Source organism: Spartinivicinus marinus (assembly GCF_026309355.1).
In the GTDB taxonomy this organism is placed as follows: Bacteria; Pseudomonadota; Gammaproteobacteria; order Pseudomonadales; family Zooshikellaceae; genus Spartinivicinus; species Spartinivicinus marinus.
The window spans coordinates 5633556-5647536 of sequence record NZ_JAPJZK010000001.1; the positions used below are offsets into that span (position 1 = coordinate 5633556).

At 40.2% G+C, this 13981-nt stretch carries 13 protein-coding genes; 11 read left to right on the top strand and 2 right to left on the bottom strand.

The annotated features are described in order from the left end of the window. The first annotated feature begins 68 nt into the window (after positions 1 to 68). Positions 69 to 761 carry a M50 family metallopeptidase gene (locus tag OQE68_RS25140; protein WP_180567089.1) on the top strand — a complete coding sequence of 231 codons (693 nt, stop codon included), beginning with the start codon at positions 69 to 71 and terminating at the stop codon, positions 759 to 761. Positions 762 to 807: 46 nt separating this feature from the next. Here OQE68_RS25140 and OQE68_RS25145 read toward each other — a convergent pair whose 3' ends face one another. Beyond that, a complete protein-coding gene (locus OQE68_RS25145) occupies positions 808 to 1542 on the bottom strand; it encodes a hypothetical protein (protein WP_180567090.1) in 735 nt (244 codons plus the stop codon). A 242-nt stretch (positions 1543 to 1784) separates the two neighbouring features. On the opposite strand from OQE68_RS25145, the gene yidD reads away from it, so the two are divergent. Then, entirely contained in the window at positions 1785 to 2171 is a 387-nt protein-coding gene (gene yidD, locus OQE68_RS25150; protein ID WP_180567091.1) for a membrane protein insertion efficiency factor YidD, read from the top strand. 249 nt (positions 2172 to 2420) lie between these two features. After that, on the top strand, positions 2421 to 3443 hold the full coding sequence (locus OQE68_RS25155) for an ABC transporter substrate-binding protein (protein WP_180567092.1): 1023 nt from the start codon (positions 2421 to 2423) through the stop codon (positions 3441 to 3443). Positions 3444 to 3597: 154 nt separating this feature from the next. On the opposite strand, the gene OQE68_RS25160 is transcribed toward OQE68_RS25155, so the two are convergent. Beyond that, positions 3598 to 4410 (bottom strand): c-type cytochrome, encoded by an 813-nt coding sequence (locus OQE68_RS25160; protein ID WP_219339925.1) that lies wholly within the window; start codon positions 4408 to 4410, stop codon positions 3598 to 3600. A 521-nt stretch (positions 4411 to 4931) separates the two neighbouring features. Here OQE68_RS25160 and OQE68_RS25165 point away from each other — a divergent pair. The 8 genes from OQE68_RS25165 (at position 4932) to OQE68_RS25200 (ending at position 13881) form a co-directional block, all read left to right on the top strand. Next, entirely contained in the window at positions 4932 to 5711 is a 780-nt protein-coding gene (locus OQE68_RS25165; RefSeq protein ID WP_180567093.1) for a substrate-binding periplasmic protein, read from the top strand. 401 nt (positions 5712 to 6112) lie between these two features. Continuing rightward, entirely contained in the window at positions 6113 to 7369 is a 1257-nt protein-coding gene (gene dhbC / locus OQE68_RS25170) for an isochorismate synthase DhbC (RefSeq protein ID WP_180567094.1), read from the top strand. Then, positions 7366 to 9030: a (2,3-dihydroxybenzoyl)adenylate synthase gene (locus OQE68_RS25175; RefSeq protein ID WP_180567095.1), complete on the top strand. Its 1665-nt coding sequence runs from the start codon at positions 7366 to 7368 to the stop codon at positions 9028 to 9030. The genes dhbC and OQE68_RS25175 overlap by 4 nt, the downstream gene beginning before the upstream one ends. Before the next feature lie 20 nt (positions 9031 to 9050). Continuing rightward, positions 9051 to 9935, top strand: coding sequence for an isochorismatase (locus OQE68_RS25180; RefSeq protein ID WP_180567096.1), 885 nt, complete (start codon positions 9051 to 9053; stop codon positions 9933 to 9935). Positions 9936 to 9940: 5 nt separating this feature from the next. Further along, on the top strand, positions 9941 to 10954 hold the full coding sequence (locus OQE68_RS25185) for an ABC transporter substrate-binding protein (RefSeq protein WP_180567097.1): 1014 nt from the start codon (positions 9941 to 9943) through the stop codon (positions 10952 to 10954). 2 nt (positions 10955 to 10956) lie between these two features. After that, positions 10957 to 12012, top strand: coding sequence for a FecCD family ABC transporter permease (locus OQE68_RS25190; RefSeq protein ID WP_180567098.1), 1056 nt, complete (start codon positions 10957 to 10959; stop codon positions 12010 to 12012). Positions 12013 to 12026: 14 nt separating this feature from the next. Further along, the gene (locus OQE68_RS25195; protein WP_180567099.1) at positions 12027 to 13088 is read left to right on the top strand and encodes a FecCD family ABC transporter permease; all 1062 of its coding nucleotides are present in this window, start codon (positions 12027 to 12029) and stop codon (positions 13086 to 13088) included. Between the two features lie 16 nt (positions 13089 to 13104). Further along, positions 13105 to 13881, top strand: a complete 777-nt coding sequence (locus tag OQE68_RS25200; protein ID WP_180567100.1) for an ABC transporter ATP-binding protein — start codon at positions 13105 to 13107, stop codon at positions 13879 to 13881. The last annotated feature ends 100 nt before the right edge of the window (positions 13882 to 13981 follow it).

Genomic DNA, 13981 nt, shown 5'->3' on the forward strand with positions numbered 1-13981 from the left:
ATGGTAGAATGTAAAAAAATATACAATGACTAGAGATGTTCAACAGAAGGCCTTAGCAAAGTCAAATTATGAACGAAGTAAAATTAGACACTCAGCAAGCAACAGCAAAATCAAAGCAGGCCACCCGGCTGATTACCTTTGCAGTTATATTAGCCATTATTGTTGGTTGGCACTCCAGTTGGTTGTATCCGCTGAAAATGCTGACTGTATTTTTCCATGAGTTATCCCATGCTCTGATGACAGTTGCTACGGGAGGAAAAGTAGTGAGCTTTGAATTAGACCCCCGTCAGGGGGGGGCGGTGATGTCAGCTGGAGGCAGTCGATTTTGGACTTTAACGGCAGGGTACTTAGGCTCATTACTGTGGGGGGTAGTGCTGTTTTGGTTTGCTGACCGTACTCGCTTAGATCGATATGCCACGGGTGCGTTGGCGTTGTTGATGTTAGTGGTTATTTTGTTGTTTTCGCCCAACCAGTTTGCACTTATTTTTTGTTTAGTTGTGGGGGCAGTTTTAGCCTTATTGGCCATTAAAGGCAGTCACTGGTTAAATGATTTAGTGTTAAGACTAATCGGCATCAGTTGTATGATGTATGTGCCATTAGACATCATTAGTGACACAATTGTGCGAAGTCACTTGCGCTCAGATGCTGCTATGTTAGCCGAAGAATTTGGAGGGGCCACCATCTTTTGGGGAATAATCTGGTTGGCCATTTCGGTGGTAGTGGGTGTTTGGATGCTGATTAAGGTATGGAAAAGTAAATAAAATACCCCACTAGTGAAGTATAACATGAGCGGGGTATTGTTAGTATTTATTCAGCTACACAGAGAGAATGGCCTAATGCACGGCTGTCGTTAGCTCGTATCTGGCAGCCGTAACCTAATCCATCCATAGAGCCGCCACCGGCTAATCGTGCTACGTCCCAAAACTCCAAAGATAGACAAGCTTTAATCAAGTCTTGCTTGGCTTCTGCTGGTGTGGCTAAACGGGTACCAGAAGGGCAGCCAACATCGCCAGATACTTTCATATGGCTATAGGTAGCGCAAAGCGTATGGCCAAGTAATTGTTCTTCTCTGGGTTTTAAGTTGCAGCCGTAACCAGGCCCATCCATCGCCCCCCCATCTAATAACCGGGCAATATACCAGTCGCCTAACGCATCGCAGGCTGCTTCTGAATGAGCATTAGCAACCAAGGAGCTGACCATGGTTTCACCTGCTTCACAATAATAGTCTCGCGCACGAGCAGTAAACTGGGTGGGTTGTTTGCATAAGCTGTGGCCAAGTTTACGTGAGTCATTTGCGCGCATTTTACAACCATAACCTGGTCCATCCAGAGAGGCGCCATTCGCAAGCCGGACAATATCCCAGCTATCTAACATACTACAAATGTCGGTATAGTTAGCTTTAACTTCATTTGGATTAACCAGGGAGTAACCCGAAGGACAGGGACTGTCACCTTCAGCTTTTTGAAAATCTGTAGCGGACGCACTTGAAATGCTTAAAATGACAGCGAAAGAACCACTTATTACTAATGATCTGAACTGCATTGAAATCTCCTTATTTCTATTTTAGTTATTATGGGCACCCTTATTGTCAACCCTTCTGCTAGCACTTTGTATTTATGAAGGGTATCAACCAGTGTAGACACTATCTGCGGGGTAATGAAAATTGACTGGTAATATAGTAGTTATTAATTATGGGTTAGAAAGTAATTCATATGAGGTGATGAACGGCTATAGTTTGACTGACTGTATTTGCTGTTTTTGTGCTAAGTGACGGAAGGGTAGCAATGAAGTGGTTAATAATTTGGTTAATTCGTGGATATCAACGTTGGGTTTCTCCATATAAAGGATTCTGTTGTGCCTATGCAACCTATCATCACAAAAGTCGCAGTTGTTCGGCAGAGGCTATTTATTTGTTAGAGCAATATGGTGTGGTAGTAGGGTGCAGAAAGCTGTCACAACGTTTTGAAGACTGTCGTTATGCGTATGAACAGCTAATAATAAAAGGGCTAACAACAGAGTGTGCAGAACCCAATAACCGGCGTCGACGTAGAAGGCGTAAAGATAAAGAAGATAATAAAGGGTGTGATAGCTGCGATTTATTCGATTTTTTTGACTGTAAACCAGAGCTACCCTGTGACAGTTTGCCCTGTGATATAGGGCCTTGTCATTAACCAAGAACCTTTTAGCTACTTGATCGCCATGACTGGTATTACACTATAGGTGGCTATTATAGTTCGGCATATGCTTATTTCAGTAAAGCGTTTCAAAAGGTACATTGCCGCCCATATTTCAAAGATTGATCTGATTTTATAATTCTCAGAGTTTGCTGACATTTTATTTGTAGCTGGGGGTGATGATTGTGCTCCTAGTACGTTACTAATGTCCAAAAGCTCGTCATAGATGTGCGGGATGGTATGATAATGAGTAGAAAAAGTGGCAGCTCAGTGTTTGGGCAATGTTGGTTAGCTGGGTTGACATTGCTAATGGCACTATTGATGAGTAGTGTCAGCGCTGCTAGTGAAAACAAGCAAGCAGACCAGCAAGCAAAAAAAATACTGATGCTGTTATGGCGTGGTGAAACCCAGGCGGATCAAGCTTTTAAAGCTAAATTGGAAAGCACTATTGGCGGTGTTCAATTTACCCAGATTGATGTTAATCAAGATCGTAAACAGCTGACTAAAGCCTTACGTGAGCAGGTTTCTCAGTTTGATCAATATGATCTTGTTTATGTATTTGGTACCTCAGCCACACGTACGGTAAGGCATTACGCTCATGACAAGGTCCCCTTGTTATTCAATATGGTGTCAGACCCCATCGGGTCAGATATTGTTGAGAATTTTGCAGAGCCTCCCAAGGGGCTAACGGGTGTTAGTGATGGGGTGGCCGTTGCATACCAAGTACATTTGTTACAACAATTGCTGCCATTTAAATCGTTGCTGGTACCATACAACCCAAAAGAGCGTAATGCTGCTTTGTATATTAAACAGTTAAAACCGATTGCTCGACGCTTAAATATTAAGCTGGAAATTGTGCGTGTTTCAGATAATGAGAGTCGGTGGCAAGGGTTTTTAAAGAAATTAGTCAAGGGTGAGTGGCAAACAGACGCGGTATTGATTCCGCAAAGCTCATTTCTTGTCAGTAAAACAGATACCATTAAAAGATTGGCGGGTAAGTATAAAATGCCTGTATTTACTGCATCTGCCAGTGGTATACAGCTAGGTGCCTTGGCCTCAGTTGCTCCTAACTTAACCCATTTAGGGGAGCTTGCCGCTGACAAAGCCATTGCGATTTTAAATGGCGCAGCACCCGAAACTTTGCCTGTAGAACGTATTGAACGACCAGGCATTATAGTGAATAAAAAAGAGTGGAAAAAATTAGGTAAACCAATAGCAACTGCATTGAGAAAAAAATGCCGGTTTGATAATGATGATATTTGTCAGTAGTTTCAGGCTTTTGTACAAAAATTGAGTCCCTCTGCTAGCGAAAGGATTCTCTAGCAAAAAACTATAAGCAATAAAAAAATGGTATTTGACTATATTTTAAGCTAATAGCAAAATACCATGTAATGTTAGCGTTTAGTAAGCTGCAGCTGTCGTTTTAGTTTAGTTGGCTTTTATGCTGAAAATAATCAATAAGTGCATTTAACTGCTGTTCTGAAAGGTCTAAATGGTCTGGCATATTTGAATAACGAAACTTTGATGGTTGTTGAATAAAAGCTTTTATCATCGCTTTTGAACGGTATTTCACTATACTTTGTGGGGCGTTCAGGTCAGGACCAATCTTTCCACCTTGTTGATTAATGGAATGACAATGCAAACACCTGCCTTTAAAAATCTGATACCCTTGATAAATAGTGGAGTTATTGCTTATACCTGTAGGGTACACAGCAGGGTATTGACTTTTAAACTGGATAAGCTTGATTGAGGCTAGCTGCCAGGTCCAGGGGTATGCGTACTCTGTCGTCTGTTGTTTGCCTGTCCATACTAAGTAGAATGGCCCAGGTGATACTTTTGCATGGCCCACAGGTTCCCAGCCATTGGCATCGACATCAAAAAAGGTCAAGTAACCTCCTTGCTCATTAAGCATGGATACTTTACTAATAGCACTGTAACCATCTGAGGCAGTAAAAGCAGCATCGGAATAATCACGGCTGTGCCACTTGTCACCAAAGCCCAGTTGCAGTACATCATGTATTTCAAATGCTAAAAACCGCTTTGTTTTTCCATAATGAGGGTCTTCAAATTTTATTTCATGGACTTTCAATTTGTCTTTAAGTTCATCGAGACTAACGGTTTTAACCGACTGGTTAGCAAGGGAAAATGTTAGCTCATCAATTTTAGCCAAGGTTTTAACGGGCATCATTAATATAATGACTAGTGTCTTTAATAATAAAATAGTTAGTTTTTGCATATTATCATCCATAGGCTACCTGATTTTATGAATAAGGGACTGGATAAAAATATATCCAAATATCAGGGGTATTATTCATAAAAAAATCACTGTAGGCTCATGCGTCAAGTTGTTACTTGGTGTTACACATGAATCACTTATTATTTGCAAAAATAACTACTTAATAGAGCGCTACGAATAATTGTTTATGGTCTCAGTGCAACCTGACGGGCTTTCTAGTAAACCTATTCTTGGTAATGCTACTTTTCAATAAGCCACCTGCATGCCTTCAAAGTAACGCCTTGATTGCGAATTTACCAGAAGGCCAGAGACTGCAAACAATTATTAGAGGTACCCTCAAATAACTGCATTCGCCATATTGGTTAGGCAATTTATATACCAGCTGCTTAAAAGGTGATTTTAACTGCTTTGCTGAGTAGCAAAGCCATGGTTTGTATAAAAATCTGACTGACTTTGCGATTGCCTATTATGAGTTGTTCGTTCTATGCTAAAGCTGATGGCATCATGAAGGTAAGTCAGTAATGGAGCTAAAACAACGATTGAGTTTTTTTGTGGCTATTACGCTTTGTACCTGTTTAGCTAACTTAGCTCAGGCCGTTGCCCAAGAGCTGACTCTAGGCATATCCAATAGTAAACTGAAACCCTATCGCTGGGTAGAGAAAGGTATAGTAAAAGGGGCTAACCCTGATGTTGTCAAAGAGGCTGCAAAACGAATAAATATTCATATTAAAATCCTGACTATGCCTTGGAAACGGGTTTTGCTACTGATTAAAAATGGTAATTTGCATGGGTCTATTGGGGGCTATAAAAATACAGAAAGGCTATCCTTTGGAATTTATACAGAAGTGCCTTTACACTACAGCTATTTTAGTATTTTTATTTTAAATAACACCAGCTTCCGTTTTACAACAATAAAAGACCTGTATGGAAAAAGGATTGGTAGGTTAAGCGGCAATCATTTTAGTACTGAATTTGATCAGGCTGTGGTACAGGGCAATATTTACCTAAGTGAAGCAAATAAGCGACATCAGTTACTGACAATGCTATACACACACAGGCTTGATGCGGTCATTGATGTTAATTCCCCTATGAAAATAGCCTTGAAAGAACAGAATATCGATACAATCATTGACTTGCCAATACCAGTCTCTAAGCCGAAAGCTTCTTATTTATGGTTTTCTAAGCCAGCGCAAATTCCCCCTGATATTATTAAACGATTTGATCAAGTGCTAAAAAAAATGTTGCAAGATGGTACCATTGAACAGATAACCAGTCGTCATGGGTTTGAATATAATCTGTAGGGCACCTCTAATAATTGACTGGTGCAACATTCATTGGCAAAGAATATATTTAAATAACACATCTCTCTTTGCTAAAAAGCTTCGCTTAGATAGTGGCTCGATTATGGTTTTACAGTCATATTCTCTTTTTTAGTTGGGTTATTAATCTTAATGCATGTTTGGCAATAGATTGTTTATCAATTAATTGTAGGGCTTAGTGGTTTGCGTTTGTCATCAATCCTTCATTCAGTAAACAAAGTTAACTAAAACCAAGCATCTGCAACTAAAGTCGGTACAAGTTAATTTAAAATCTTATTGATAATTGTTATCATTTGCAATAATATCTTGCCTGTTTCATCTCACACTCTGTTTTTATTGGTGGGCCAGTTAGTAAATTGTCACAATAATGAGAAGAGGTTCCCATGAAAGTCAACTGCTCAGAGTTGATTCCTACAGGCTCTGAACTAATCAGCCACTATGACCCAAATGACTTTTCCTTTTTCTTTGGGTCACCTAAACATGCGTTACTAGCTCGTGGTGTGCAACAAATGTCAGCTTCTACAAAGGCTGATAGTGGTTTACCTGAAGCTATTCAGGCAATGCAGGCGAAAGCTCGAGAAAAAGGTTACTTTAACCCTGTAGTAGTGGGTGCAATACCCTTTGACACTCAGCGAAATGCACAACTGGTGATACCAGAATACTTGGAAAGAACTCGGCATGTTAAATATGCTGTACCCAATAAACCTACTCATAACCATGTTAATCAAGCGGTAACAATTACCCAAATACCAGCGGCAGCAGAGTATAAAGCGGGGGTCGCTCAGGCATTAAAGCAATTTCAGAATTCTGAATTGAGTAAAGTTGTATTATCTCGTTCGCTGCAGGTTACTACACCTGTTGCTATTGATGTACAACAGTTGTTGGCTCAACTTGCCGCTGATAATACGACTGGTTATACCTTTGCGGTTAATTTGCCTACAGCTAATGATCAACAACTTTTTAATGGGCGTATGTTGTTAGGTGCTAGCCCTGAGTTATTAGTGTCTCGTTCAGGTACAGTGGTGCAATCTAATCCTTTAGCAGGCTCGATTCCCCGTAGTAGTAATCTAAAAGAAGATCAACAGCGAGCAGCCCGTTTATTGCAATCAGAAAAAGATCTTCATGAGCATGCTGTGGTGGTTGATGCAGTTGCTACTGCGTTACGGCCCTATTGCAAAATCCTGGATGTACCGGCTAAACCGTCTGTTATCAGTACAGCAACCATGTGGCATCTTTCTACTTTTATTCAAGGAGAACTGCTTGATCCTACTACTTCTTCGTTAACTCTGGCCCATGCCTTACATCCGACACCGGCTGTATGTGGTTACCCACCATTAATGGCTAAAAAGGCAATAAAGGATATTGAGCCATTTGATCGGGGCTTTTTTACTGGAATGTTAGGCTGGTGTGATAGCCATGGTGATGGTGAATGGATTGTAACGATTCGTTGTGCAGAAGTGGCTGATAATGAAATGACATTATTTGCTGGTGCTGGTGTAGTTGAAGGGTCTTGTCCGGAAAGTGAATGGAATGAAACGGGAGCAAAGTTTCGTACCATGTTAAATGCTATTGGCATTGCGCCGCTTTCAGAAGTGAATAAAGAAGAAGTCAAACAGGAGCCATGCGAGGCAAGTCAATGACGGTGGTAGAGCAAACATGGCTAACTAAGTTTGATGAAAGGGATTGTCCTAAATGGCCTCAAGCGCAAGCAGACTATTATCGTCAAGCGGGTTATTGGCAGGGAATAACCTTTGGTGAAATGCTAAAAAACCAAGCACGGCAACTGCCTCATCATGAGGCTTTGGTTGCAGGCAAGGAGCGTTGGACCTATCAGTTATTTGATCAAAAAGTAGATCAATTAGTAAGAGGTTTTCATCAATTAGGGATTCAAGACCGAGATGTGGTGGTAGTTCAATTGCCTAATATTAATGAGTTTTTTGCCGTCTGTTTTGCACTATTTCGATTGGGTGCAATTCCAGTGATGGCGTTACCCGCTCATCGTCGTATTGAGATCCGCTATTTTTGTCAGTTTACTCAGGCAAAAGCTTATATTATCGCTGATAAGTATTTTGGATTTGACTATTGCCAGTTAGCCAGAGAAATTAAAGCAGAGGTTTCTTCTCTTAAACAAGTTATAGTGGTTGGAGAACCACAAGAGTTTACGGCGCTAAGCGATCTTTACCTGGAAGCAGAAGCAAATGATATCTTAGCAACGTTGACTAATCCAAATGCTAGTCATACGGCATTATTACAAGTCTCTGGTGGCACAACAGGGCTACCAAAATTAATTCCACGTACTCATGATGATTACTTATATAGTGTAAAAGTAAGCGCAGAAATTTGTGGAGTCAATTCACATAGTATTTATTTATGTAGCTTGCCTGTTGCACATAATTTTCCATTAAGCTCACCAGGAACCTTAGGCGTGTTTTATGCCGGTGGTAAAGTAGTATTAATGCAAGATACAACGCCTGAAGCAGCTTTTTCCCTTATTGAGCAAGAGCAAATCACGATTGCTGCATTAGTTCCACCTACGACATTATTATGGTTAGAAGCAGCTAAAAAAACCACATATGACTTATCCAGTTTACAAATATTGCAAGTTGGAGGGGCTAAATTCAGCGCTGAAGCAGCCAAGCAGGTTAAGCCTGTTTTAGGGTGTCAACTACAACAAGTGTTTGGTATGGCAGAAGGGTTGGTGAATTACACTCGGTTAACTGATAACGAAGAAATTTGTAACCATACTCAAGGTAAACCGATGTCGCCAGCAGATGAAATTCGCGTGGTAGATGAAGAAGGTAACCCTGTTCTTCCTGGCGAGGTAGGTCAGCTACAAACCCGTGGACCTTACACAATTTGTGGTTATTATAAAGCACCGCAACATAATACTAAGGCATTTACTACTGATGGTTTTTATTGTACTGGTGATGAAGTTAAGCTAACAGAGTCAGGGTATTTAATGGTTGTGGGGCGCATTAAAGATCAAATTAATCGTGGTGGTGAGAAAATTGCGGCAGAAGAAGTCGAAAATCAGCTGTTGGCTCATCCTGCGGTTCATGATGTGGCTTTAGTTGCTATGCCCGATGACATATTAGGTGAAGCCAGTTGTGCGTTTGTTATTTGCCATGCTGACCAACCAACAAAAGTCATGGTATTAAAGCGTTTTTTACGGGAGCGAGGATTAGCGAGTTATAAAATTCCTGACCGAATTGAGTTTGTTGATAGTTTCCCTAAAACGGCTGTGGGTAAAGTTAATAAAAAAGCATTACGTTGTTTAACAAATACGATAAAAAATATTTAATCAGTGGAAAACGTGAAGTTATGACTATTCCTAAAATTGTAGCATATCAATTACCTTCAGTTGAGCTCATGCTAGAAAATCGTGTGAATTGGCAGCTTGATCCCTCAAGAGCAGTATTATTGATTCATGATATGCAGCAATACTTTCTCAATTATTATGATACCAACGCGGAACCGATTCCAACTGTATTGGCGAATATACAAAGAATCAAAAGTCAACTAAAGCCGTTAGGCGTACCGGTTATTTATTCTGCTCAACCAGGTGATCAAACTCCTGAGCAGCGAGCATTGTTACAGGATTTTTGGGGTAAGGGGCTAACGGCTGATATATCCCAAACCGGTATTATAGATAAGCTAAAGCCAGAACAGGATGATCAAGTGATTACCAAATGGCGTTATAGTGCTTTTCAACGCACTGAACTATTGCAAATCATGCAAGCACAGCAACGAGACCAACTAATTATCTGTGGGATATATGCACATATTGGCTGTTTGTTAACGGCTGCTGACGCCTTTATGAATGATATTAAAGCTTTTTTTATCAGCGATGCCGTAGCTGATTTCACTCAACAAGACCATCTTATGGCAATTAATTATGCTGCTCAACGCTGTGCTAGAACAATAACAACACAACAACTGTTGGCTGATGCTACGGAGTTGACGACAATAACTGAAACTGATTTACCTAGTAATAAGCAGCAATTAAAACAATTAATAGCAGGGTGGTTGGGAGTTACAAGTGATGAATTAGAAGACGATGACAATCTAATTGAGTGTGGGTTAGATTCTATTCGAGTGTTATCATTGCTAGATCAATTTAAAACTGTTGGTAAACACACTAGCTTGATTGAATTAGCTGAAAACCCTACTATAGCTGGATGGAGCGCGCTATTAATAGCAGAGTAATGGATATGAGTAATAAATTAGTTCAGTATATTTGGTTGGTAACCATAGTAATCCTGGTAGGATGCCAACCCGCTGATGTATCTAATGAAACACAGCAACTGCAACAGAAACAACAATCACAGGGTGTATTAAATCAAAGTACTTCAAGTAAACAACAAGAGACTTATAATGATACTCGTCAGGTGAGGGATATGACTGGAGCAGAAGTCATTATTCCCCGTCAGCCAAAGCGAGTCATTGCACTCAGCGAAGTTGATTTAGATAGCTTAATTGCACTGGGTATGCAGCCAGTCGGCGCTACGGCAGGGAGAGGGCAAATTACAACACCTAGTTATTTAGCTGATCATACTACAGATGTTACCATTGTTGGTCGACTAGGTTTGCCCAGTATAGATAAATTAATTGAACTAAAACCAGACTTGATTTTAGCAGGAGGCTTTATTGACCCTGTAGCATTAAAACAAGTGAAAAAAATAGCACCCACATTAGTCACCCATTCCATTGGAGAAAACTGGAAACAAGCTTTTCAACGCACTGCAAGCTTGCTAGGTCAAGAACAGGCAGCAGAAATTTACTGGGAAACGTATAACAAGCGTGTTAGTCAGTTAAAATCAGCTTTGGGTGAAAATGCTAATGCCAAAATCAGTGTGGTACGCTGGAACCCTAAAGGTCCCAGCTATATGCTAGGTGATTCATTTATTAGTTCGGTGCTTAACGATATACAATTAAAACGACCTGAGACTCAAAATCAGCCTGGAGCAGGACACTCGCCGCCACTAAGCTTAGAAGCATTGGAAAAAATAGATGGGGATTGGTTATTTGTCGGTACGCTTGTTGAAAAAAGTAAAGCAACACAAGCATTAGAGCATATCAAAGCAACACAAGTTTTTCAGCAGTTAAAAGCGGTACAAAATAATCATGTCGTTAATGTTGATGGTTCACTGTGGACCAGTGTCGGTGGGCCATTAGCCGCTATGGCAGTGCTGAATGATTTGGCAACAGCATTTGAGGGTTCATAGAGTTGTTTGCAGTAAAATTATTAAAAAGACACAATGAGCCTAATATCTGTCTCATTTGTTATTCATTGTTAGCTGTATTGGCTGTATTTTTATTTATCTCACTGATGACTGGAGCTGGGTATATCTCTGTTGGAGAAAGCCTAAATTATTTACTTGGGAAGCCGGAAGCAATTGCAAATAATAAACTAACGGTTGTGATAGAAACCTTACGTATGCCTCGATCTGTTGCTGCGATTATTGTGGGTGGTTGCTTAGGCATTGCGGGTGCTTTAATGCAGTCAGTCACACGTAATCCAATAGCAGAACCTGGGCTGTTAGGGGTTAATGCTGGTGCTGCACTAGGGGTCGTTGTTGGAATTAGTTTTGCAGCTGCCGAGACTGGTCAGGCTTATTTGGCTTGGGCATTTATGGGTGCACTGATAGGAAATGGGGTCATTCTTTGGGTTGCTAATCAGGGAGCTGTAGTTACCCCGATAAAATTAATATTAGCAGGCATTGCGATTAGTGCTACGTTTCAGGGGGTTACTTCATTTCTATTAATTAATAATCAGGCCACTTATGATCAATACCGTTACTGGGTTTTAGGTTCGTTAGCAGGTATTAACTTAACAATTATAAGTCAGATTTTGCCATTTTTAGTTATTGGGATAGTCTTATCACTGGTATTATCTCGGCCACTTGCCTGTTTAATGTTAGGGGATGATGTTGCTAAATCATTAGGGCATAAACCGGGGCTAATCCGTTTTATTGTCACTATCACAGTGACTTTATTAGCGGGTGGTTCAGTAGCACTTGCTGGCCCAGTTAGCTTTTTAGGTTTGATTGCTCCTTTTTTAGCAAGGGCAATGACAGGTCCTGTTTTATTTCATCAGCTGATTTTGTCAGCTTTATTGGGGGCATTAATTGTATTAGTTGCTGATATTAGTGCACGTTTGATTGTCCAACCTTTTGAAGCCCCAGTAGGAGTGATCTTAGCGATAGTGGGAGCGCCATTACTAATTGGATTAACCCATAGTAACCACTTTAATCAACTGCTTTTAAGTAAAGCAGGCAACTAATCAGTGGCTTATTCATGATTAAACTGGTATCAATTAAATATAATACAGATCATGCCTTAGTGGTCAGACTAAATAATGGAAACTATTCGTTATTATTTGATCAGAAAATTGTTTTACTCAGCGTTGTGTTAACCGTTTTACTCGCTTTAACTGTATTAGGGGCATTAGCATTAGGCGCTACTATTTTAAGTATTGAAACGGTTATTGATGTTTTATTAGGTCAAGCATCTCAAAGCCAGCAATTGTTGGTCAATGAATTCCGATTACCAAGAATAATAGCAGGTATAGTAGCCGGTTTTGCATTAGCTATTGCTGGTAGCCTTATTCAGCATGTAGTCCGTAATCGTTTAGCAACACCTGATGTATTGGGAATTAATGAAGGGGCTGCATTATTAATGTTAATTGTCTTAATCAGTAGTAATGTTGGGTTAATGGGGCCTTGGTGGGTTGCTCCAGTAGGAGCATTGGTTTCAGGTATTTTACTATTGTTTATTGCAAAAAGACTCGGTACTCATGGCTATCGGGTGATATTGGTTGGGTTAGCGCTGACCTATTTAGTGCGATCACTTAGCGAGTTAATGCTTGCTCATATTAATTCTTTACATGCCAGTGCAACCTATAGTTGGTCAGTGGGTAATTTAAATGGACGAGGCTATGAAGTGGCTGAACCGGTTGTGCTTATTTTAGCCATATTGATGCCATTTGTGTTGTTGATTTCAAGACAGTTGCGGGTTTTTCAGTTAGGGGAAGATATTGCTTGCACGCTCGGTACTCATATTAGACGTGTCCAGTTTATGGCAATTTGTTTGGCTATTATATTGGCTGGTTTAGCTGTGGGTATTGGTGGGCCTATTGGTTTTGTGGCAATTGCGGCGCCAGTCGTTATTAATAAAATTATAGGTGGTACTCAATTAGCCATCATTAATACTGGGTTATTAGGTGGTATTTTAGTTGTAGTGGCGGATACATTAGGACGATTATTAGTTGCACCACTGGAAATTCCTGTAGGTGTATTAACCAGTATTTTAGGTGGGCCCTTTTTGCTATGGGTATTACTTAGCGAAAAAAATACTTAACTACTTGAGGTAATTTGTGAGTTTAGTGGTAAACCAATTAACAGCCAGTTATGACCAACTGTTAGTCGTCAGTAATGTCAATCTTACGGTCAAAACGGGAGAGGTTGCCGTTATTGTTGGACCTAATGGTTGTGGCAAATCCACTTTATTTCGAAGTATTGCACGTTTGCATAAACCAGATACTGGAACGGTTGTCGTCAATCAACAGGATATTTGGCAACTAACAACCAGTCAGGCAGCAAAACAAATTGCTTTGTTACCTCAAGTGCCTCAGGCACCAGATGATATTACAGTAAGGGGATTGGTGCAGTTTGGTCGGCATCCTCATCAAGGATTATTTCGTCAGTGGTCGGCAAAAGATGAACAAGTAATAAATCAGGTGTTGGATGTAACAGGCGTAACAGAGTTAACAGATCGGAGACTATCTCAGTTATCGGGGGGGCAACGACAGCGCTGCTGGCTTGCTATGGTATTAGCTCAAGAAACCCCATTAATATTACTGGATGAACCTACGAGTATGCTTGATCCTGGTCATCAGCTAGAGGTATTACAATTAGTACGACAGTTAGCGAATAAAGGAAAAACTTTTGTATTAATTTTACATGATTTAGTTGCTGCAGCTAAATATGCAGACTATTTAATTGCCATGAGAAATGGAAATATTATAGCATCAGGCAAGCCTGAGGATATTATTACCAGGCAGCTAGTAAAACAATTATATGATATAGAGGCTGATATTTTACAGTCTCCAGAAGATGCCAAGCCAATAGTGGTCGCTAAATCAGTAGCCTAGCCCAAAATCTAAAAAAATAAACTAGTCAATTAATGAATAGCCAGTGATAAAGCCTGGAAGATGTTACTAAAGCCATTTTAGTATTTTATGTCTACAACAG

Bases quoted from the DNA above. Each gene is read 5' to 3' on its own strand.
- OQE68_RS25140 (WP_180567089.1), top strand. From the start codon at position 69: ATGAACGAAGTAAAATTAGACACTCAGCAAGCAACAGCAAAATCAAAG.
- OQE68_RS25145 (WP_180567090.1), bottom strand. From the start codon at position 1,542: ATGCAGTTCAGATCATTAGTAATAAGTGGTTCTTTCGCTGTCATTTTA.
- yidD (WP_180567091.1), top strand. From the start codon at position 1,785: ATGAAGTGGTTAATAATTTGGTTAATTCGTGGATATCAACGTTGGGTT.
- OQE68_RS25155 (WP_180567092.1), top strand. From the start codon at position 2,421: ATGAGTAGAAAAAGTGGCAGCTCAGTGTTTGGGCAATGTTGGTTAGCT.
- OQE68_RS25160 (WP_219339925.1), bottom strand. From the start codon at position 4,410: ATGCAAAAACTAACTATTTTATTATTAAAGACACTAGTCATTATATTA.
- OQE68_RS25165 (WP_180567093.1), top strand. From the start codon at position 4,932: ATGGAGCTAAAACAACGATTGAGTTTTTTTGTGGCTATTACGCTTTGT.
- dhbC (WP_180567094.1), top strand. From the start codon at position 6,113: ATGAAAGTCAACTGCTCAGAGTTGATTCCTACAGGCTCTGAACTAATC.
- OQE68_RS25175 (WP_180567095.1), top strand. From the start codon at position 7,366: ATGACGGTGGTAGAGCAAACATGGCTAACTAAGTTTGATGAAAGGGAT.
- OQE68_RS25180 (WP_180567096.1), top strand. From the start codon at position 9,051: ATGACTATTCCTAAAATTGTAGCATATCAATTACCTTCAGTTGAGCTC.
- OQE68_RS25185 (WP_180567097.1), top strand. From the start codon at position 9,941: ATGAGTAATAAATTAGTTCAGTATATTTGGTTGGTAACCATAGTAATC.
- OQE68_RS25195 (WP_180567099.1), top strand. From the start codon at position 12,027: ATGATTAAACTGGTATCAATTAAATATAATACAGATCATGCCTTAGTG.